Genomic DNA, 21,208 nt, shown 5'->3' with positions numbered 1-21,208 from the left:
TGCTATTTCTTCTCCTTTGTCCCCATATGCAGCGCAGCTACTCCGCCTGTCAGAGGATATGCCTTAACCTGTGATAATCCAGCTTCTTCAAACAGCTCCGCAAGCTCTTGTCGACCGGGAAACAGCTTAAGCGATTCCGGCAGCCACTTATATTCTTGGAAGCTCTTGGCCACGACCTTGCCTATAATCGGCAGCAAACGCTCGAAGTATAGATTGTACATCGCTTTAAATGGCTGCCAAGTAGGCTTGGATACTTCCAAACATACGACTTTACCGCCAGGCTTGACGACACGGTGCATTTCCTTCAGCACCTGCAAATAGTCAGGAACGTTGCGAAGTCCGAAGCCGATCGTAACGAAATCAAAGGAATGATCCTCGAATGGCAGGCTCATCGCATTGCCCTGTACTAGCGTGATTTGTTTATTCATGCCCAGCTTCTCGACCTTCAGAGCACCAACGTCCAACATGTTTTGGCTGAAATCCAAACCAACAATCTTGCCGGTTTTGCTTGCATCTGCCAGCGCAATTGTCCAATCACAAGTGCCGCAGCATAAATCAAGCGCAGTTTGGCCAGCTTGTACATTCATTTTCTTCATCGTCAGCTTGCGCCAAGCCTTATGCCTGCGGAAGCTGATGAGATCGTTCATCAAATCATATTTAGGTGCAATGCGTTCAAATACGCCATGCACATGGCTCTTGGAGTTCGTATCCATTCGAGCAGGTCACCTCGTCTCGTTGAGTGCGGGCGTATAATCGGTTTTCTCAGGCAGCAGGCTGTTGACAATGTCTGTCAACTCGCCAATTAACTCGTCCGATTCAAGCAAACGAACAGCAGATAATACCTGATCAGCTGATTGCTGAAGCTTGGACGACAGCTGGCTGCGTACCTTATATTTTTCCGCCAAACTTTGAATAAATGCATGCTCATTCGCATGCTTGGATATCTGATGACGCTCTTCATCTGTAGCAGCTTGCATGTAATGCCAATAAGGCCATCCTTGGTCGTACCGCTGCTCGGCAGTTCCGATGTTTGCCAATTCCTCGGCCAATGTCTCACATAAGCTAAGTCCATTCAGAATTTCTGGCCAGACACGCGAAAGAGTCCCTTCCAGCATCTCCGAGAAAACGTGGAATAGGGTACTTTTTATGGACACAGACAAGTTCAAGTACTCGTCCGCCGTCAGCTTATGCTGTCTCATACGAACATAGAGGTTTACTTTCAACCGATTGACTTCACTAACTGCGCTGCTAATACTAGCAATCATCTGGATTTGCCCAGCTTGCGCAAGCAACTGGTAGAAACTTGCGCTAAAGTAGTCCCCCGCCAGCACCTTTAGCTGCCTTGCCCGCATTTCCGTCTCTGAGCGCTGATCTTGCCTTGTGTCGATCAAATCATGCGTATCCATTCCTAACTGCACTAGAGATACGACGAGTGTGTAGAGCTCACTATGCGTCTGCAATGACTGCTGCTGGCTGAGGCATGCATATAGCAAGCGCAACCTCGCATTCGCTAATTCAGGAAGGACAGCATGCTCTTGAATCATGTCATACTCTACATACTTTCTAGCTATTTCCGGTACACGATATGTTTTCATTGGGGAAGCCTCCGAACATAGAAGCGCAAATCGCCGCTCAATAATCTAAACTATTATAGCACAACTTTTTCTAAAGAGCATACGATTAAGGTTTGTGATCAACAATTGGCAACATCGAACCTCAATCCTGCTGCGAAATGAAGGAAGGCTTAACCGTAAAACCAGCAACTGGACCGAGCCGCTTCTCCCAAGCAGATGTAAAGCTTACCCGTAACCGCTTTCTCCACAACTCATTATGAATGGGGTCAGCCTCAGAAAGATGCTGCATCTCGTTAATTAGCCACTCATCGGTTTTCCTCACATCAACAGCTGCAAGCAAGGCCGTTGTACCATCTGGCTGCTTCTCAATCATTCTAATCAACACCCGTTTGACATTCTCAAGCTGAAGGAACGAGACCCTTACCAGCTTCTCTACATCTGCGAACCAATCTGCAGGCCTGCCAGCACTTGAATCTACGCGCATTTCGAGCGATAAAATCCCGTTGCTCCAATCCGCTTTGTCTAATCGCTCATTAAGCTGGATCGCGACTAATACATCCACTAAATTGCTATTAGTAAGTCTAGCCGCAGTAATTGCCCGAAAGACGGCAACTTCGCCGCGAGCATTCTCCTGCTGCCATGCACCATGTGGAAGCCAAGTAAACAATAAAGTAACAGCCAGCGCCGCTGCACAGGCCGACAGTAATGGTCTCCCGATATTCAATGGGCACCTCCCTTTGCTTGCTCGCAGTTCGAAACCGTAACGTTCGGTCTATCACTGTGACAAGTCTCTTATCCCATTGTACGAGCGGTGTGTGTTGAATATTCGGATCGCTTACAAGCAAAAAAAAAGCAGGCATCGCCTGCCTTGCTTGAAATATGAGAAAGTATATGATTTGACCATCTCTTCTCTATATTTCTCGGAATGAAACTTGCAGCGCCGCCAAATAACTGCGACAGCCGTTTCACCTTGGTTGCGTTACTGATCGGTTTCCATCGTGCCATATTTCGTCATAACGACTGCTTTGCCGCGAATTTTAATGGCCGACGTATGGTCGGTGAATTGGCAGATCAAAATTTCGTTCTTGTCCAGCTTTTCGGTATGATGAAATTTCGTGTCCAATCCGCGTGTCAAACCGATGACTTGCACGCCTTGATCCTTTGCTTTTATAACTATGTACTCGCCATGTGTAGGCTCCATCGTTATCCCTCCGCATCCGAATTTCCGAGCTATCCATGTGAATTATAGAGTATGGGAGACGTTTGCGCAATCCATTGCCGTATGGCTGGTTACAAAAAATGCCCGAACGGTTTCCCGCTCAGGCATCTTCTGTACGTATAATGATCTAAGTATGCTTAATTGGATACGAGGTCCTTAAGTGATTTCCCTGGTTTGAAAGCAGGCGTCTTGCTTGCTGCAATTTCGATCGGGTCTCCGGTTTGCGGGTTGCGGCCTTTGCGCGCTTGACGCTCACGAACCTCGAAGTTACCAAATCCAACCAGTTGAACCTTATCTCCGCTTTGCAGTGCATCGGAAATGGCATCAAATACAGCATCAACTGCTTTCGTTGCATCTTTCTTCGAAAGATCAGTCAACTCAGCTACCTTCGTAATCAAATCTGTTTTATTCATTGTTTCACCTCCTCCAAAGTGCTCTCACTATTCCATGGCATGCATGCGTATTCACGCTCATCTTATCCCTCTTATTAACGGAAAACTTCAAAATTATACCTTTTGACCGAACAAACCTATAGTAATACAGCCGTTTGCCAATTTCAAGTGCCGAATCTGAATTCCTGCAAAACAAATAAAACCGCTCCCAGATCGGCAGCGGCTCATTCGTATTCACACCCGTTCTACTTAGAGAATAATCGCAATTAATCCGCCGGAGCCCTCGTTTATTATTCTTCCCAGCGTCTCCTGCAGCTTATACCGTGCATTGTCCGGCATCATTGCAATTTTGCCTTGAATGCCTTCCCGCACGATGGAATGCAAGGAGCGTCCGAAAATGTCAGACTCCCAAATTTTAATAGGATCATTCTCGAAATCCTGCATTAAGTATCTGACCAGCTCTTCGCTTTGCTTCTCCGTGCCGATAATCGGCGCAAACTCCGACTCTACATCGACACGAATCATATGAATGGATGGTGCTGTAGCCTTCAGCCTTACCCCGAAACGGGAGCCTTGGCGTATGAGTTCCGGTTCATCGAGTGCCATTTCCGCAAGCGTCGGCGCGGCGATGCCATAACCTGTTGTTTTGACCATTTCGAGCGCTTCCGCGAAGCGGTCATACTCTCGTTTGGCATGAGAGAATTCCTGCATCAGTTGAAGCAAATGATCTTTTCCGCGTATTTCAACACCGACGACCTCCATCAGAATCCGGTCATACAGCTCATCCGGAGCATATAAATCGATTTCCGCGACGCCCTGCCCCATATTCATGCCGCTTAGCCCGGCTCTTGCAATGAAGTCATATTCCATGAATTGAGAAACAACGCGATCAACATCGCGCAGCCTGCGGATGTCCTTCACTGTATCACGCACAGAGCTCTCATAGTTGCTGCGGAGCCAGTGATTGTCATTCAGCACCATGACCCAGCTAGGCAGGTTCACGTTTACTTCATGAACAGGGAATTCGTAGAGCACTTCTCTTAGAACAGAGATGACCTCTTCTTCGCCCATTGTGGCTACGCTTAGCGTCATGACTGGAATATCGTATTTGGCTTGAAGCTCATTGCGAAGCTGCAGCGCTTCTTCACCCTTAGGACGGGTCGAGTTTATGACGAGAACGAATGGCTTACCGACCTCCTTCAGCTCATTGATGACGCGTTCTTCTGCAACAACGTAGGAGCTGCGCGGTATTTCTGCAATTGAACCATCTGTCGTGACAACAACACCGAGTGTTGAATGTTCTTGTATGACTTTGCGTGTGCCGATTTCTGCTGCTTCCTGGAATGGAATCGGCTCATCGAACCAAGGAGTCGTAATCATGCGTGGTCCGTTCTCATCCTCATAGCCCTTCGCGCCTTCAACCGCATATCCAACACAATCGACCAATCTCACGTTTACCTCAAGTCCATCGGTAACCCTGAGTTGAACCGCTTGATTCGGAACAAATTTAGGCTCTGTTGTCATTATCGTTTTGCCTGCGGCGCTTTGAGGAAGTTCGTCCACGGCTCTCACACGGTCTGATTCATTGGCGATGTTCGGAAGTACAACAGTCTCCATAAACCGTTTAATAAACGTTGATTTGCCCGTCCGGACCGCCCCTACAACCCCGAGGTAAATATCCCCGCCGGTTCTTTCGGCTATGTCCTTGAAAATGTCCACTTTCTCCACTGAATATCCCCTCCCAATTGATTTTTCCGGTTCGCCGCCATCCACCGGTCAATAGGGCAGGCCAGCGACGCAACTCGTACATGCTTTTGGACTAGTATCATCATATGTGCGGGGTTTCCGATTATGACGATTCCTACTACGAAAACTTTTTTGTTCGTCTGCGGGCTTCCCTTCCAAGACTGAGTTATATGAGAAAATGAAAAGATCTATGACGCTGTAAGACAAAAAAATCCTAACACTGACTTCCGTCAAGGTTAGGATTCTTATGTATGGCTCATTAAACAAGACTTGTTCTACTGTTTTGCCGCCTGCGGCTCGTTATTGACCAAATGATAGACGGGTGATTTAACCGGAACGAAGTCCGAAGCGTCAACAAGCAGCTCGCGCAGATCATAATCTGAAGCATAATCGGATTCCCCGCTTTTTTGAATAAACTGCATGACATCAATGCCATAATCGGTATATACCACACCATTCTCATCAACCAGTGCTTGGAGCGTTTGACCTGAGAATACACTTCGGATCGTTGGGGCAGTCTTGTTCATTTCTTTATAATTGATTTGATAAAACCCAGGATAAGTCTGCTCACCCTTTGGCAGCACGCTGTTCGACTGAATATAAGCGGTTACCCAAGCTTGAATATCGTTTATATTCTGGGATGCGACGATGTCCAGCAGCTTCACACGCGGCTCCGTTTCCTCGTCGATAACAAGGAAGCTGAAGGTTCCGCCATTCTCAAACGCAGCCGAAGGAATATCGGTAAGATAGCCTGTCCGTCCGAGCTTGCTGAAATCGATAAGAAACTTCTCATACTTTGGCGTATCGGCTGTGCTGTTCTTAATCGGCAGCATGCCCGTTTCTTGTTTGAACTGATCAATAGCAGCCTGAACATTGCGAACTGCCTCTTTAGGAGCAACTTGATTCTGCTTTAATTGGTCCTTAGGATACATACATCCTGTTAAAGCAAGCATCGCAACAATCGAAACGACGAGCCCTGCCCACAGACGTGTGCCTATAAGCGCTTTCAAGGTGTTTCTAATATTCATTTTTTACCTCCTCAAAGGTTTGTTTTGGAACAAACCTACTTCGTAAGCACTCACCACAAATCATCGCTTTCCTCCGCTTGTCTGGCTAGCTGGCGTGCTACCGCTGCACGCAGTGGATCAAGCGGTATATCTACAACTACCTTGCCTGCGACTCTCGCTTGACAAGAGAGCCGGAATTGATCGTCATCTAGGCCGGATAGCTTGCGCCTTTCAATGTCAGCAATAGGCATAAGCTCGCTATCAGGGCGTACGGAGACCTTGCACATGAAACAGGCAGCTTTCCCCCCGCAGCGTGTGCGAATCGGTATATTCGCACGTCTAGCGGCGTCTAACAGCGTTGTACCGCGCTTTACCTTCACTGTTTTGCCTTCCGGCCAAAAGGTTACCTCGCTATCCATTACGAATCACCGACCTCTCACTTAGCGAGCAATTCTCGAAGCGTTTCTTTCGCCACTTTTGTGAATGAATTGCTCTCTTCAATAGCACGAAAAGCTGCTTCATGCTTTGCGGGAGATGAGGCGTAGGCCTTCGCGATCAGTTCAACGCGATCCTCTCGTCCACGCATGAAATTAAACCACAACTCATGGGCTAGTGGCACGACTGGCAATTTCAGCATCGTGTCCTTTAATTGAACCCATTCCGTGAAAAGTAGAAGCATTTCCCGTACCTTTGTTTTATAAACACCAGCACTCGACTCCACTCTAAATCCACCGACGAGCTCCACTTGAACGCCATGAACCGAGTAATGACTTAACACTGAACGGTACATCTCCGTTACGCTAAGAGCTGGCGTATCCAAAGCATAAGGCATTAGAGCGGTGTGAATGGTCTCCACGTCCTCAAGATCACAATAGATATCCAGATCTCGTGGTGGCGCTGTAAGAGGCAGACCGCGCAGCATGAGACTTGTACTGCCACCAATTACCCACTCAGCGAGTGTTGGTTCAATTGCTTGCTTTATGGCAGCCAGCGCAAGATGAGTATGTTCGGTTACTGTCATCGCCGGCACTTCCCTCCACTGCGTAAGCATCAGAAATACGGTTTATTCGCAGCAGCAATGTTCGCATCTGCCGTTTTCACAATTGCCTGACAGCCTAATCGGTAGCCTTCGTCGAACTCCTCCGGCTCAAGTCGATCCCATTCCTCATCCGTTATACCTTCTAGCTGGTCAGCACCTTCCGTAACCAGGCAGCGGCAGCGTGCGCATGTTCCTCTTGCGCATGAGAAGCTCCAATCGACATTATGCTTCATAGCTAGATCAAGCAGCGAGAGTCCTGCTTCCGCTTCAACGACAGCCATTCTGGTTCTACCCTTTAATTCAATCATTGTATGTGAAAGTCTCCCTTTCCGTCAGCAATCTATTAGCCCTTATGTAACATTCTTAGATGATGGATATGAGTCCGCAAATAAAGCCAATGATCAGAATAATAAAAGCAATGAGCGATAGGACAAATTTCACTACGCCCTTCGTTTTCATGCGAGCAAACGTAATTAAAAGGGCCGCGATCGCCATCATTCCAATGCCGAATAGCGAAACCCACATTTTTGTCATAGCATCCATAGTATTTCCAGTCTCCTAATCTATATCATAATGAATTTCAACCCATTATAACATTGTGCAAGGTGAAACGGCTATCGACATCCTTTGGCGGCGTAGCGCGTTTCATTCCGAGAAATATAGAGAAAGAATGGTGAAACCATACCCTTTCCTTTATTTCAAGGTGAAACGGCTATCGACATCCTTTGGCAGCGTAGCGCGTTTCATTCCTATATTTCAAAAAAAAGGACAAAAGCTGACAGGACGCTGCACCGAACGCGAGATTCGGACCGCCTGTCGCTTTTGCCGCTGCACTTTATTTTTTCATCATCATTTTCATTAACGTTTCCATGTTGCTGGAGCTCATGCCGCTAGCCTTTACAGCTTTTACGATATCATTGACTGTCGAATCGGCAACCTTAACCTTCGCCATCTCCGACACCTGCTTGATCAGCTTGCGAAGCTCTGCTTCATCCTGCATCGTCTCGGCTGTCACGCCGCTGGCTAGCTTTTTGACCGAGTTCTCGGAAATCGTCTTGCCGGTTTTTTTGTTGATTGAACTGAGAATATCTTTGGAGAAATCCTTCGCCATACCTTACACCTCCAGGATGCGCAAGTGTCTTGCTCCATGCATCATATGAGAGGGGGATAGGTTTGGTGTAGGCGCTGGTCCTTAGCCCAGTTCCTCGATTTCATGCGTACGCAGTCTGCCCATTAGATGCTCAACAGCTGAACGCGGCGATTTATTCGCGAATAGCACCTCATACAGCTGAAAGGTAATCGGCATCTCCACTTCGTATTGCTTCGCGAGCTTATGAGCGGCACGCGTCGTCTTGACGCCTTCCACCACCATGCCCATACGGCTAAGCACTTCATCAAGCGGCGTTCCATCTGCAAGCATATAGCCTGCACGCCAATTACGGCTATGCTTGCTCGTACAGGTTACGACAAGATCTCCAACGCCTGCTAGACCAGCAAACGTAAGTGGATTTGCTCCCATAGCTGTACCTAGTCTACCTATTTCCGCTAACCCGCGTGTTAACAGTGCGGCTTTCGCATTATCGCCGAATTGAAGGCCGTCGGTTAATCCCGCACCCAAAGCAATGATGTTCTTGATTGCACCAGCAACCTCAACGCCAACCACATCCGGATTCGTATAAACACGGAAATCCGTATTCATAAGCGCATCCTGAGCCCGCTCCGCGCAAGCCAGATCCGTTGATGCAACGACTACAGTCGTAGGCTGCTTCAGAATGACCTCCTCCGCATGGCTGGGCCCTGAAAGCACAACAAGCTGTTCATGTGAGCGGCCTAGCTCCTCAGACAGAACAGTAGTCATCCTCTTCAGCGTGTCCGGTTCAAAGCCCTTGGTGGCATGTACAACAAGTGTTTCTGCTGACAAATAGGAAGCGGCCTGCTTTGCGACCTCACGCATCGCACCAGATGGTGCAACGAACAAAGCCAGCTCAGCACCCTGAAGAGCATGCTCCATATCTGTAGTCGCATGGATACGCTCAGGGAGCTTGACCCCAGGTAGAAATTTGCTGTTCATATGATTGTGATTAACATCTGCTGCCTGCTCAGCGTTCCTCGTCCACAGCTTAACCTGATAGCCGTTGCTCGCGAGCACAGACGCCAAAGCAGTTCCCCAGCTTCCAGCAACAAGTACAGCTGCGAATTTCTTTGTAGCTTCGTTCTGATTGGACATGTACACTCACTATCCTTTCTTAGCACCTAGCTTGTTTTCCGTTCCTTTCACCAGCTTCACAATGTTCGTACGATGGCGTACGATCGCAAAGATACAGAGCAGAAGACTTACGCACAGCAGCGGTACTGAAAAATGAAATAAGGATATAAATAATGGCGTTAATGCCGCAAATAAAAGCGAGCCCAAAGAAACATAACGGGTTAAAGCAATGGCAGCAATGGCAATAACACCTGCAATTAGAGCAGGCACGAAAGCCAGTGTCGCAATTACACCTACCGTGGTGGCGATGCCTTTCCCGCCTTTGAATCGGAACCAGATCGGCCAGTTATGGCCAATAATAGCTGCCAATCCGCAAAGCACAGGAATCCAGTCATTGTCGCCAAGCGCATGACCGATCCACACAGCCGCAACGCCTTTCGCGATATCAAGCGCAAACACGAGCAAGCCCGGTCCTTTGCCGAGCACTCGCAATGTGTTTGTTGCTCCTGCGTTTCCACTGCCATGCTGACGGATATCAATGCCTTTGACCCATTTCGCAATGACGATACTGAATGAAACCGAACCTAACAAATAGCTTAAAGCAACCGCGATTACTCCATATAACAAGCTACTTCTCCCCTAATCTTCTTCGGACTTACGACGTGAGAATATTCGTATTGGCGTCCCTTCAAAGTTAAATGCTGCACGAATCTTGTTTTCCAAATAACGTTCATATGAGAAATGCATAATATCCGGATCATTGACGAATACAACGATCGTCGGAGGCTTAATCGCAACTTGCGTGACATAGTTAATACGCAGACGCTTGCCTTTGTCTGAAGGCGGCGGGTTAATAGCCACAGCATCTGAGATAACATCGTTAAGAAGATGCGTTTGAATACGCATGGAATGCTGCTCTGAAACATGGTTAACGACTGGAAGCAGCTTCTGTAAGCGCTGTTTCGTCAAGGCAGACAGGTAAACGATCGGCGCATAAGACATAAACAAGAAATGATCGCGGATACTTTGCGAGAATGATTGCATCGTCTTCTCGTCCTTCTCAACGACATCCCATTTGTTAACGACAAATATCGAAGCTTTACCTGCTTCATGAGCGTAACCTGCAATATGCTTGTCCTGCTCAATGATGCCTTCTTCGCCATTAATGAGCACAAGAACAACATCTGCGCGTTCGATCGCCTTCATTGCACGCATAACGCTGTATTTCTCTGTTGACTCATACACCTTGCCGCGTTTACGCATACCCGCTGTGTCAATGAGAACATAACGCTGTCCATCACGTTCAAACGGGGTATCGATAGCATCACGAGTCGTGCCCGCAATATTACTTACGATGACTCGATCCTCACCAAGCAGCGCATTAACAAGAGAAGACTTGCCGACATTCGGACGACCGATAAGCGCTACGCGAATAACATCCTCGTCATAACCATCATCTGTAAGATCCGGCAGCAAAGCAACTGCAGCATCAAGCAAATCGCCAATGCCAAGTCCGTGAGACCCTGAGATCGCGATAGGTTCTCCGAAGCCAAGACCATAGAACTCATATACCTCATCCATTCGGCCTTGATTGTCCACTTTATTGACTGCCAACACGACAGGCTTCCCTGAACGGAAAAGCATTTGTGCGACTTCATCATCTGCGTGCGTTAAGCCTGACTTAGCGTCGGCCATAAAGATAATCACATCTGCTTCCTCAATGGCAAGCTCTGCCTGCATCCGCACAGATTTCATGATCTCATCTTCGCCATCAATTTCAATACCGCCTGTATCAATAATACTGAACGGTTTTCCATTCCACTCTCCGGTGCCGTAAAGCCTGTCACGCGTGACTCCCGGTTTATCCTCAACAATTGCTAGACGGTCTCCGATTACCCGATTAAAAATGGTGGATTTACCCACATTCGGACGGCCGACGATAGCGATAACGGGTCTTGCCATAGTTTGTTTTCCACTCCTTCAAAAATACTCACGTTAACCATCATAGCAAAAAAGTGCGTTCTTGGCTAACTTTTCATATTACTTGTGGTTGACCAATATGATTGTACCATTCTTCAAATCATGTGCGCTTGCATCCAATATCTTCTCTAGAAGGAATGCAGTTTCCTCCAGCTTGCTCACATTTTCTTCAATAAAAATAGGAGCTCCGCCTGACACAGCCTCGAATTTCAATGCGACGATTGCAACAATCTTAGCCATTCCCGCCAGCCTCCTTCTTGTTTACAGAGGCTTCTGTAGGCATCCGAACTGCCGATTCTAATATGGGAACTCGCATTATAACTTTCTTTCCTTTCTCCGCATTCATTTCCTGTGGCAAAATAAACACAGCTAAGCGTCCATCCTTCATATCCAGCTTCGCCATCGGAATAAGTGCAGGCTCGCCATCGTCTCGATAAACACCTAATATAGTCGCCATATCATACAGAATCGCTTGGCGCTGCCCCAGATTGCTGATCGTTACTTTTCCGTTCGAATTGAAAGGTGTCAGAATAAACCCCATTCCTCTTTCCGCAATGATTTCTTGGTTCGACTTCAAGCCGACATTCATTATGTAGATATCCCCAACAAACAAATCAGGACCATCCATAATCACCTCTGCCGTTTGAACAGATGCAATATGCGACATCGCTTTGCCTGACTTCAGCTTTTCCACGAGTAAAAGTGATAACAAGCCTGCAACAATTCCAACCCATACATTCAACATAATTGCGAACAAGCTTGTAAGTAATGCTGTCATGATGACCAAATAGTTGCGTCCTTCAAAGACCATGGCAATCCCTTCGATATAAGTAGAACCTCGTCCAACAAGCTCCATACTGTCAATTTTGGTCAACGTTTCCCGTTCCATTTTACGAACATCTCTGAATTGCTGAGCCGCAAGCGATAGAAAAGTAATCGCGGTATAATCCTTGTTGAACAAAGCCGGCACGCCAACCGCACCTAATGCTGCCGCGATAACGCCTAGCGAAATATGTATAATCCGCCCGTGCGGGTATGTCGGATATTGTCTATAATCCGTCCTGAGCATAAGAAGCCTTGAAATAATGCCGAACGCAATGCCTAACAAAACACCGACTAAAAACTTATTCTGAACCAGATAATGCTGCATTATGACGAGCGTCCCCCTCTAATCTGACCTAACATATCGTTCAGCTTCAAACCGCCAAGTCTTATCCCTTTAAGCAGCAAACTGAACACCCTCGCTGCTGCAAGTGCAAGCCAAAAGCTGTCCCACCAATTCAATTGACCAATATAAGTCGTAGAAGACCAATGCAGCATAGCAGCGTATATGGTTTCACCAAGTACGGCACCCCAAGCAATCATTGCAAATTGCTGCTTAGCCTGTGAGACGAAGGCTCCGCAAAATAAGCCAGCGAGCAGTGGTGCATCCCAGCTTGGATCGATCCAATAAAACACTGGATCATAGCTGTACATTCTACGAACAATTCCCCAGATCACAGAAACCATCAAAATACACAATAATAAATAGCCGATGTAACTGCCTCTGCTTTTCCCCTCATAAAGTGACAAGGCGGCGAATGTGAGCATCAGAAAGATGCTTACATGTATGTCAAGCTGAATAATGCCTTTAAAAGGTGAGAACCATTGTGAGGAAATAAACGACAAGGCCATAGCCGCACCGAATAGCACAACCTTTCTCCAGCTAACGTCCGGAACAATTTGCTCCTTCCAACCTGTTGCCATTAAAACCATTGTAATCATTAAGATCCATAACATCATATAACCAGCATTCACACGCAATCACCTCTTGTAACCCCTATTATGCACCAAAAAAAAGGAGCTATTCCTGCGACATGTCGCGGGAATAGCTCCTTTTGTATAAAAGTATTATTATTTAAGGTTTTTAAGCTTGTCGCCAAAACGCTCTGCAAGCGAGTAGCTCATGCTTTCGTTGCTCAAGCTAACGTTCGGATTGTCGATTTTCTCGATTTTTGGCGAACGTGGAGCGCGGTCAGGTCTAGCACTAGGTGCCGCTTGCTCAGGGGCTTCTTCTGTTTCTTTAATGCTGAGGCTAACGCGTTTCTCTGAAGGGTTGAAATCAAGAACTTTCGCTTGAACTTCTTGACCTTCTTGAAGAACTTCGTTAGGAGTAGCGATGTGACGATGTGCAATTTGGGAAATATGAACAAGTCCTTCTACGCCTGGAGCGATCTCAACGAAAGCGCCGAATGGTACAAGGCGACGAACTGTACCTGTTACGATATCGCCAATTGCGAATTGACTGCCAGCAGAATCCCAAGGACCTGGTTGTGCAGCTTTCAAGCTAAGGCTGATTTTGCCTGCAGCTGGATCTACTTTAAGTACTTTAACGCGAACCGCTTGGCCTTCAGAAACAACATCCTTAGGATGTGCTACATGCTGCCATGAAAGCTCGGATACGTGTACAAGGCCATCGATGCCACCGATATCAACGAAAGCGCCGAATGGTGTAAGACGTTGAACCGTACCATCAAGCTCTTGACCAACTTCAAGCGCTGCAATGACTTGCTTCTTGCTTTGCTCGAACTCACCATCAAGTACTTCTTTCTGTGAAAGAATCACTTTGTTGTTCTCGCGGTCGATTTCTTTAACCTTCACGCGAAGCGTGCGGCCTTTGTAATCGGAGAAATCTTCAACGAAATGACGCTCAACCATAGATGCAGGGATGAATCCGCGCACGCCTACGTCAGCTACAAGTCCGCCTTTAACAACGTCAGCAACGGCAACTTCAAACACTTCGCCGCTCTCAAAGCGTTGCTCAAGAACTTCCCATGCTTTCTCGCCGTCAACTTGACGTTTCGAAAGGACAAGCTTTTCCTTCTCGTCATCAATGCTGACAACTTTAAGCTCAACCTCTTGACCGATTTGAACAGCGTCCGTTGCGCTTTCGATCTGCACAGCAGAAAGCTCACGAATCGGAATAACACCGTCATATTTATATCCAAGGCTTACATAAGCTTGGTTATCTTCGATTTTGACGATTGTACCTTTAACGGAATCGCCTTTTTTCAAAGACACGAAATTATCCAAAGCGTCTTGGCTTACTTCTTCCGCCACGGATTCTTGCACATTAGTTTCTTCTGACATTGAAATAACCTCCTCAGTTCATACCCCAACTTTATTTAAATCCGCAAGCGCCTAGAGCGAAAGCAGCATTTAAAACATACATTAACGATTGTTTGCAGCTAGCTCGCGAATACGAGCCATGATGGCATCTGTTACTTGCTCAAGCATATCAGGTGAATTTTGTTCAATAAGTGCTGTAAGATCAACAGGCTTGCCATAACAAACAATAATTTTGCTGAATAGCTTATACTTTCCGATAATCGCAACAGGCACAACAACCGCGCCGCTTCTAACGGCAATCATCGCTGCACCCTTCTTCGCTGCACCCCCTTGGTTATTACGGGAGCCCTCAGGGAAGATACCGAGCACATTGCCTTCTTTCACCATCGCGATTGAAGATTTGATTGCATCCTTGCTCACGCCGCCCCTTTTCACTGGGAATGCGCCAACTGCGCGGATACCTGGTCCAAAGACAGGAATTTTAAATAATTCCTCCTTCGCCATAAAATGCACCTTTCGCTTTACTTTAACGCCTACCGTCGGCGGGTCAAAGTTGCTGAGATGATTCGAGGCGAGTATGACTGGTCCATCGGCTGGAATATTGTCCCTGCCTCTTGCTTCCAATCGAAATAATACGGTGTACAACACACGCAGGAGAAATCTAAAAAAAAGGTATAACATAGTTTACTTCGCCTCCGCCATTTTGGTTCGGCTTAATTTCACAATTGCTTGAATGACTTCATCAATTGTCATGGCGGTGCTGTCGAGTACAATCGCGTCATCCGCACATATAAGCGGTGAAATGTCGCGTTGCTCGTCCAAGCGGTCTCGCTCGGCGATCTCGGATTCCAATTGTGAGAGCGTGATGCTTTGAGTGTCCACTATTTCACGGTAACGGCGAAGTGCCCGTTCCTTAACGGATGCAGTTAGGAAAATTTTCAGTTCCGCTTGCGGCAGTACATGAGTACCGATATCTCTGCCATCCATAACGACTCCCTTGCGCTCTGCAAGCTTTCGCTGCATGAGACCGAGAACCTCACGCACAGTCTCATTCGCTGCAATGTGGGACACTTGAAGCGTCACCTCACGTGAGCGAATCAATGCGGTTACATCATCACCGTTCACAAAGACGGACTGCCCTTGTTCGCCTGGCTCAAGTGCAATATCCAAAGATCTTACCAATTCGGCAAGCTTGACAGTCTGCTCCACCGATACTCCAGCCCGTTGTGCACTGAGCGTAACAGCGCGATACATGGAGCCTGTATCGATATATACATATCCAAGCTGTTCAGCGACTTTCCGCGCAACCGTGCTTTTGCCCGCGCCTGCCGGCCCGTCAATCGCAATGTTCATACGGTCGCTGTCGCCTTCGTGATGCACCACTTCAGGTCAACCCCCTTTTAGTAGAGACGGCTGGCCGAATGCATGTGAGAATGCGACGCAAACCTCTCAAGAAAAAAGCAGGCTTTGCCTGCGAACGTAAAAATTATACCACACTATAACCGCAGATGCAAAAGCGGAGCGTTAGTTCATACGGGTTCCTTCCCGCTGATCTACGCCCGTTAGCCAATGCCGAACAGCTTGGTTTTGCAATGCAGCCTGCGAAATAATCAATAAAATAACGAAAATTATAATGATTTTCCGCAATATTGCACATACCTCATCTGTCAGATCTACCCATTCACTTCGACCTATATTGCGGAATAACTTTTTTTTATTCATATGGAAACCAGCCTCCTATAGTAGGCTAGTTTTCCATATGTTTCATCTATTATTCATCGATTCCTGAATTCCAGCTGCTTCTCGAAACAAAAACGGATAACCTTCTGTCTCTCTGAATCATTAATGCTCACATACTTGATCATCGCTTGTTTTCTTCCGGACTCAAGCTCAACTACACGAACAACTTCACCTTTGAAGAAAGCATGCTCGAGACTGCCGTTTTTGAAAGGAACAAGAATCCAGCACTCTAATACCTGTTCAGAGGCGAGCTGCCACTTTCCGTCACATATAAATGAGATTCCACCGCCGCCCACATCATCCGTCTCACAAACAAAACGTAAATTGCTCTGCGTCTTAACAGCAATCTCTAGTTCAGCTGGTACGCGTAAAAAGCTTCGGCGCTGCACTTTTGTGATTCGATCCAATTCCGGCTTGCGGATTTTGATCAGCTTCACTCCGTCCTCAACAAATCCCAGAACATGAGAATCGAAATAGTTTTTAATCCCATCCTCTGTTACGAAAAAAACAGAAAGCTCATCACCAAGAAAAAGCCTCTTGTAACGACCTGTTTTCTCGCTTATCGGAATTTCAATGAGGAATCCATCCTCTTGCTCATCGGCAATTCGCGATTTGTATTCAATAGACGCTTCCTCTTCATCTGAAGAAGCAATCTGAAAATGAAGCATTTGATTCAATTTAGGTAACAAATTGGCTCCCCCCTATTATACAAGCCATTATAACACGGCGAATTGTAGGGAGCCATATCGTTATTTGTCAGAAGCTGCCTTGGCATCATTTGGAGACATTTCTTCTATAGACTCCTCTAGTCCAGTTTCGGAATTGACATAGATGCGATAGAGAGAATCATTGATTCTGCCTGTATATTCATAGCATAGAACCTCTTCGCCCAGATCATTATTGATTAACGCCAATAGCTCGGATTTAACTTTCATTTCAGGGTTTAACGCTTTTCTAGCGTCTGCTTTCGATATAATCGGACTTGGCAGCTTTCGTTTGTGATGCTCATACACATAGTCATTGGCTTGCAGCCCTACCGTCTGCCCATTATCGAGTGCTACTTTAACGGTAAGCTTGTCCGGGTAAATAAGCACACCGCTCTGTACACTAACGTAGGTGAATGCTCCCATGTTGCTATGCGTGTCATAGCTGATTGCCTTCATGCCTGAAAACCCGTGTTTGTCCAAGAATGCATCTGCCGATTGTTTGGCCTTGTCTAAGCCTACTTTTTTCGCACCAATATCTCTGGCGTTCATAAACCAGATTAGTTGGCCGCCTTTTTGCGTAAAGTCCATTTGCAGCTTTTTGTTCGTGCCTTCATTAACGGTGGCTGAATAAGAGGCATATTCCGTTCCCTTTGCGTTTTCTACGACGCGAATGTCGGCATTCGGTGCATCCGTAAATTTCGCAGCAAGTTTCTTGATCTGCTCTACTGTAACCAAATTTCCGCCAAGCATTTTGATCGTACGCTTCTGGTACATGCTGCTTACAGAAGGTCCCCAGTTGATTTCTGGATATTGACTAACCTTTTTGTCAACCGACTTGAAGCCATCTACAATAATATTGTCATTGTTTTGATTCTCAGACGCGATTGCAATTTCGACATCCATCCAGCGTAAATTGTTGGCTAGCACTTCCTTCTGCATGCCAAGCAGATCCTTCGAGATTTGCTCAGAGTTCGCATACAATGTTTTCATCGTTTTGAACTCATCTGGTGTGAGAGGCTGCTTACTCAAATCACGAACCGCTGTTTTGTATGCAAAGTTGGAGATGCGCGATAAGAAATCCTCTGCTTCATTAAATGGAAGCATCGAAAGCGGGAGCTGATTGACTTCGTTCTGTGCTTGGCTTGTTAAACGCCATACGTTAACGAGCCCTTTGCGATGAAAACTTTGTGAGGTCGAATTCACTGCAAGTGTCGTGCCGAGCTGCTGATGAAGCTGCTCCACATGGTAGGTTAAATCATGGAAAGCCCGCTGATATTGATTTTCCGCTTTGATCAATATCGTGTTTTTCTCCTGATGCTCTTGATAGCCCCAATAGATGGCGCCTATGAACAACAAGGACATAAAGGGAAATAAGATTGAGCTAAGTCGCTGGTACATAATACAAAAGCTCCTTTCTTGTGCAAAACCTGGTTTTAGTTTGGTTTGCCCAAGGGAGCTTTATGCATCCTTCTATATAATTGTAATTACAGCTATTTATTCCCTTCAGTACATGCCATGCTCCTCAATCTCTAGATCATTAGCGTTACTGCAGATGCATTGTTTAAAACCAGTATCAATCATGTCCTTATCTCTTCTTCCACGAAGGACGAATTTCTCTCCGCATACATTGCAACGGATCGTTACCTTTATTCTTACCGCTTCCATATGCTCCTCCTCAGCCATTATTCGAATGCCGTTCACCTAGGCATTGCTGCATAATGTCAGTATAGACGGAACAGCTACAGTTTAATCTCATCCTCACGAACCAAAAACCGAAACGGAGAGCGAGAAGTGGCATGATTCATTTTACGAAGGCCCCAAACCCACAACACGATCATGAATGGAATAATAAACCACATCCAATTCGTTCGCACGGTAATCATAATCCAATCATACGTGCCATGAAGCAGAACGGGGAGTAGTAAGGAAATCACAAGGAAATAGTTTCTTTTATTCGCTGGAGCGAACTTCGCCTTGCCCAAATAATACCCCATCATCACCCCGAACAAAGCGTGGCCGGAAACAGGCAGAAGTGCCCGAACGAGCAAGGTGCCGAAGGTAGCAGGCGAATAAATAGCATAGAGCACATTCTCAAGCGTCGCAAATCCAAGTGAAATGGAAGACGCATAAACAATGCCATCATAAGGCTCATCGAATTCTGTATGGTTGTATATGACATGATAAAGGACAAACCACTTTACGAATTCCTCTACACCTGCAGATTCTCCAAACGCGAACACTACAGGATTATCTCCAAGCCATAGCTGGAGCCCGCGCTGAATAACCATAATCGGTACGACGACAAGTATGCCCAGTACGAACATCCTTGCCACCATATGAATAGGCTCGGCTTCATAGCGGTCCCTTAAGTATAAATAAGTAAGCAGCGATACGCCTGGTGCTACCGCTGCTGTCAATACAGAGAGAAACAGCATTTAGTCCCTACTTTCTTACACCCAGCCGCGAAAGCGGACGGCTTCGGCTAATTTGCGAACCCCCGCCATATAAGCTGCGAGACGCATATCAACCTTGCGGGTGCGGTGTATTTCATACACTTGGTTGAACCCTCGTACCATCATAAGCGTCAGCTTATCGTCAACCTCTTGCTCATCCCAATAATAGCCTTGGTTGTTCTGCACCCATTCGAAGTAGGATACGATAACCCCCCCGCTGCTTGCGAGAACATCTGGTATGAGGAGAATGCCTCTGTCAGATAAAATTTTAGTTGCTTCGAGTGTCGTCGGCCCGTTTGCAGCCTCAACAACAATCGAGGCACGAATAAGCGGTGCATTGCGATCTGTAATTTGATTCTCGATAGCAGCAGGCACAAGAACGTCGCAGTCGAGCTCGAGAAGCGCTTCATTCGTAATCGTTTGGCTGAATAGATTCGTTACATTGCCGAAGGAATCCCTGCGGTCAAGCAAATATTCAATGTCCAGCCCTTCTTCATTATACAACGCCCCGTTCACATCGGAAATACCTATCACGCGTGCACCAGCCTCATGCATGAATTTGGCAAGATAGCTTCCAGCATTTCCGAACCCTTGTATGACGATGCGAGCGTCTTTCATTTCAATTTGCTTCAATCGCAGAGCCTCTTGAATCATAATCACGACTCCGCGTGCAGTGGCCGTTTCCCGCCCCTTCGATCCGCCCAGCACCAATGGTTTACCTGTAATGAAGCCTGGTGAATCAAATTCACGAATTCGGCTGTATTCATCCATCATCCAAGCCATGATTTGTGAGTTGGTCATGACGTCAGGTGCTGGAATATCCTTGCTCGGTCCGACAATTTGGCTAACCGCACGAACATAGCCCCTGCTCAAACGCTCTATTTCTCTGAAGGACATCGTTCTCGGATCGCATATGACGCCGCCTTTGCCGCCGCCGTATGGCAGATCCGCAATGCCGCATTTCAAGCTCATCCATATCGATAACGCTTTTACTTCATTCTCAGAGACGTTAGGGTGAAAACGAACGCCTCCTTTTGTCGGGCCTACAGCATCATTGTGCTGAGAGCGGTATCCGGTGAATACTTTCGTTGTTCCATCGTCCATTCTAACTGGAATCCGTACGGTAAGAAGCCTAAGCGGCTCTTTTAAGAGGTCAATCATATCCTGATCATAGCCAAGCCTGCGCAGCGCTTGTTCAATTACGATTTGAGTAGAATGCAATACATCATTTGCTTCTACATTACTCATTCCATTCACCGCCTTTGTCTACATCTAATATGAGCGCCTTTCCTGTACGATATTCCATCGTTAGGCCAAGGATAAACAAGAAGAGCACCATGCAGACAAGAATCAGCCTGCAGATGCTCTTTCCGTGGACATATGTTTAAAATTTAAAATGATTACATATTTCCCCTACCGCTTTCTCGGGCATAATCACTTTTCCGTATTCCTCAAGCATGGCATAGGTCACTGAAGTTGCTTCTCCATATTCAGCAAGCAAAGCAATGACTGCATTGTGCCTAGACACATCAATCAATGCCGGCTCCAAGGCTAGAATGTACTTCCCATTATAAGAATAAAGCCGTCCATCATCCGTAAGCGCTGAGCTTTGTAATTGCTTGCACACAGAGATGACATCCTCAAACTCGCGGAACGCATACATCACGATATCGCTTTGTTCAAGCGTTACTTCCATTTCGTATATTTCGTCTTCCGTGTCGTCATCTTCGGTTACCCGATCGCCTGCATGACTATTCATCTTGCCACGGGTGACAATAACTACCATACCTTGTGCGGGGAGGGCAAACACTTCGACCGCTAATGGGCCGCTGGCATCGAATCCAAGTTCACTATATGCTTGATCCATCATTTCACTGAATAGTTCGTGTACTTTTGGAATTTCGCGCCACATGTCGTCCTTCTGGATCCCCCGTTCCAGCAGGTCGTCGAACGTCAGGAAAATCCGTATCTTATCCTGGCTCAGTCGTTCGATTTTCATGACAGGATCCTCCTCTGCAGCATCTGTTGTAACAGCGT

The 21,208-nt window shown here is 46.7% G+C and carries 28 protein-coding genes; all 28 read right to left on the bottom strand.

Annotated features, from left to right (window positions below; all coding sequences use genetic code 11):
- Positions 1 to 2 precede the first annotated feature (2 nt).
- A complete protein-coding gene (locus tag FGT79_RS14450) occupies positions 3 to 713 on the bottom strand; it encodes a demethylmenaquinone methyltransferase (RefSeq protein ID WP_138753494.1) in 711 nt (236 codons plus the stop codon).
- 9 nt (positions 714 to 722) lie between these two features.
- Positions 723 to 1,595, bottom strand: a complete 873-nt coding sequence (locus tag FGT79_RS14445) for a heptaprenyl diphosphate synthase component 1 (RefSeq protein ID WP_138753493.1) — start codon at positions 1,593 to 1,595, stop codon at positions 723 to 725.
- Between the two features lie 121 nt (positions 1,596 to 1,716).
- A complete protein-coding gene (locus tag FGT79_RS14440) occupies positions 1,717 to 2,298 on the bottom strand; it encodes a hypothetical protein (protein ID WP_138753492.1) in 582 nt (193 codons plus the stop codon).
- A 255-nt stretch (positions 2,299 to 2,553) separates the two neighbouring features.
- Complete coding sequence (gene mtrB, locus FGT79_RS14435) at positions 2,554 to 2,775, bottom strand: trp RNA-binding attenuation protein MtrB (RefSeq protein ID WP_053376668.1); 222 nt, start codon at positions 2,773 to 2,775, stop codon at positions 2,554 to 2,556.
- 155 nt (positions 2,776 to 2,930) lie between these two features.
- A complete protein-coding gene (locus FGT79_RS14430; RefSeq protein ID WP_053376669.1) occupies positions 2,931 to 3,206 on the bottom strand; it encodes an HU family DNA-binding protein in 276 nt (91 codons plus the stop codon).
- A 228-nt stretch (positions 3,207 to 3,434) separates the two neighbouring features.
- Positions 3,435 to 4,913 carry a stage IV sporulation protein A gene (gene spoIVA, locus FGT79_RS14425; protein WP_138753491.1) on the bottom strand — a complete coding sequence of 493 codons (1,479 nt, stop codon included), beginning with the start codon at positions 4,911 to 4,913 and terminating at the stop codon, positions 3,435 to 3,437.
- Between the two features lie 293 nt (positions 4,914 to 5,206).
- Positions 5,207 to 5,959: a hypothetical protein gene (locus FGT79_RS14420; protein WP_138753490.1), complete on the bottom strand. Its 753-nt coding sequence runs from the start codon at positions 5,957 to 5,959 to the stop codon at positions 5,207 to 5,209.
- 50 nt (positions 5,960 to 6,009) lie between these two features.
- Entirely contained in the window at positions 6,010 to 6,357 is a 348-nt protein-coding gene (locus FGT79_RS14415) for a 2Fe-2S iron-sulfur cluster-binding protein (RefSeq protein WP_138753489.1), read from the bottom strand.
- A 17-nt stretch (positions 6,358 to 6,374) separates the two neighbouring features.
- Positions 6,375 to 6,959 carry a nucleotidyltransferase family protein gene (locus FGT79_RS14410; RefSeq protein WP_138753488.1) on the bottom strand — a complete coding sequence of 195 codons (585 nt, stop codon included), beginning with the start codon at positions 6,957 to 6,959 and terminating at the stop codon, positions 6,375 to 6,377.
- A gap of 29 nt (positions 6,960 to 6,988) precedes the next feature.
- Positions 6,989 to 7,285: a 2Fe-2S iron-sulfur cluster-binding protein gene (locus tag FGT79_RS14405; protein WP_138753487.1), complete on the bottom strand. Its 297-nt coding sequence runs from the start codon at positions 7,283 to 7,285 to the stop codon at positions 6,989 to 6,991.
- A gap of 55 nt (positions 7,286 to 7,340) precedes the next feature.
- On the bottom strand, positions 7,341 to 7,520 hold the full coding sequence (locus FGT79_RS14400) for a DUF2768 family protein (RefSeq protein ID WP_138753486.1): 180 nt from the start codon (positions 7,518 to 7,520) through the stop codon (positions 7,341 to 7,343).
- 292 nt (positions 7,521 to 7,812) lie between these two features.
- A complete protein-coding gene (locus tag FGT79_RS14395) occupies positions 7,813 to 8,088 on the bottom strand; it encodes a stage VI sporulation protein F (protein ID WP_138753485.1) in 276 nt (91 codons plus the stop codon).
- 81 nt (positions 8,089 to 8,169) lie between these two features.
- Complete coding sequence (locus FGT79_RS14390; protein WP_138753484.1) at positions 8,170 to 9,204, bottom strand: NAD(P)H-dependent glycerol-3-phosphate dehydrogenase; 1,035 nt, start codon at positions 9,202 to 9,204, stop codon at positions 8,170 to 8,172.
- Between the two features lie 9 nt (positions 9,205 to 9,213).
- Positions 9,214 to 9,810: a glycerol-3-phosphate 1-O-acyltransferase PlsY gene (gene plsY / locus FGT79_RS14385; protein ID WP_138753483.1), complete on the bottom strand. Its 597-nt coding sequence runs from the start codon at positions 9,808 to 9,810 to the stop codon at positions 9,214 to 9,216.
- 12 nt (positions 9,811 to 9,822) lie between these two features.
- Positions 9,823 to 11,145: a ribosome biogenesis GTPase Der gene (der, locus tag FGT79_RS14380; protein WP_138753482.1), complete on the bottom strand. Its 1,323-nt coding sequence runs from the start codon at positions 11,143 to 11,145 to the stop codon at positions 9,823 to 9,825.
- A gap of 78 nt (positions 11,146 to 11,223) precedes the next feature.
- The gene (locus FGT79_RS14375; RefSeq protein WP_138753481.1) at positions 11,224 to 11,403 is read right to left on the bottom strand and encodes a capping complex subunit for YIEGIA; all 180 of its coding nucleotides are present in this window, start codon (positions 11,401 to 11,403) and stop codon (positions 11,224 to 11,226) included.
- Positions 11,396 to 12,313, bottom strand: a complete 918-nt coding sequence (locus tag FGT79_RS14370) for a YIEGIA family protein (protein ID WP_138753480.1) — start codon at positions 12,311 to 12,313, stop codon at positions 11,396 to 11,398. The genes FGT79_RS14375 and FGT79_RS14370 overlap by 8 nt, the downstream gene beginning before the upstream one ends.
- The gene (locus tag FGT79_RS14365; RefSeq protein WP_138753479.1) at positions 12,313 to 12,960 is read right to left on the bottom strand and encodes a YphA family membrane protein; all 648 of its coding nucleotides are present in this window, start codon (positions 12,958 to 12,960) and stop codon (positions 12,313 to 12,315) included. Before FGT79_RS14365 ends, FGT79_RS14370 begins: the two co-directional genes overlap by 1 nt.
- 96 nt (positions 12,961 to 13,056) lie before the next feature.
- Complete coding sequence (rpsA, locus tag FGT79_RS14360) at positions 13,057 to 14,292, bottom strand: 30S ribosomal protein S1 (RefSeq protein WP_138753478.1); 1,236 nt, start codon at positions 14,290 to 14,292, stop codon at positions 13,057 to 13,059.
- Between the two features lie 81 nt (positions 14,293 to 14,373).
- Complete coding sequence (locus FGT79_RS14355; protein ID WP_138753477.1) at positions 14,374 to 14,952, bottom strand: lysophospholipid acyltransferase family protein; 579 nt, start codon at positions 14,950 to 14,952, stop codon at positions 14,374 to 14,376.
- 3 nt (positions 14,953 to 14,955) lie between these two features.
- Positions 14,956 to 15,624 carry a (d)CMP kinase gene (gene cmk / locus FGT79_RS14350; protein WP_138753646.1) on the bottom strand — a complete coding sequence of 223 codons (669 nt, stop codon included), beginning with the start codon at positions 15,622 to 15,624 and terminating at the stop codon, positions 14,956 to 14,958.
- A gap of 171 nt (positions 15,625 to 15,795) precedes the next feature.
- Complete coding sequence (locus FGT79_RS14345) at positions 15,796 to 15,993, bottom strand: hypothetical protein (RefSeq protein WP_138753476.1); 198 nt, start codon at positions 15,991 to 15,993, stop codon at positions 15,796 to 15,798.
- 53 nt (positions 15,994 to 16,046) lie between these two features.
- The gene (locus FGT79_RS14340) at positions 16,047 to 16,700 is read right to left on the bottom strand and encodes a flagellar brake protein (protein WP_138753475.1); all 654 of its coding nucleotides are present in this window, start codon (positions 16,698 to 16,700) and stop codon (positions 16,047 to 16,049) included.
- A 60-nt stretch (positions 16,701 to 16,760) separates the two neighbouring features.
- Entirely contained in the window at positions 16,761 to 18,116 is a 1,356-nt protein-coding gene (ypeB, locus tag FGT79_RS14335; RefSeq protein WP_138753474.1) for a germination protein YpeB, read from the bottom strand.
- A 105-nt stretch (positions 18,117 to 18,221) separates the two neighbouring features.
- Positions 18,222 to 18,383, bottom strand: a complete 162-nt coding sequence (locus FGT79_RS31185) for a hypothetical protein (RefSeq protein WP_171056238.1) — start codon at positions 18,381 to 18,383, stop codon at positions 18,222 to 18,224.
- Between the two features lie 74 nt (positions 18,384 to 18,457).
- Complete coding sequence (gene prsW, locus FGT79_RS14330) at positions 18,458 to 19,153, bottom strand: glutamic-type intramembrane protease PrsW (RefSeq protein ID WP_138753473.1); 696 nt, start codon at positions 19,151 to 19,153, stop codon at positions 18,458 to 18,460.
- Between the two features lie 15 nt (positions 19,154 to 19,168).
- Entirely contained in the window at positions 19,169 to 20,419 is a 1,251-nt protein-coding gene (locus FGT79_RS14325; protein WP_138753472.1) for a Glu/Leu/Phe/Val family dehydrogenase, read from the bottom strand.
- 136 nt (positions 20,420 to 20,555) lie between these two features.
- Positions 20,556 to 21,170 carry a genetic competence negative regulator gene (locus FGT79_RS14320; RefSeq protein ID WP_138753471.1) on the bottom strand — a complete coding sequence of 205 codons (615 nt, stop codon included), beginning with the start codon at positions 21,168 to 21,170 and terminating at the stop codon, positions 20,556 to 20,558.
- Positions 21,171 to 21,208 lie beyond the last annotated feature (38 nt).

The organism is Paenibacillus sinopodophylli, from assembly GCF_005930355.1.
Taxonomy (GTDB): Bacteria; Bacillota; Bacilli; order Paenibacillales; family Paenibacillaceae; genus Pristimantibacillus; species Pristimantibacillus sinopodophylli.
Note: the sequence above shows the minus strand (reverse complement) of the source record. Positions and strands in the feature narration are given on the sequence as shown.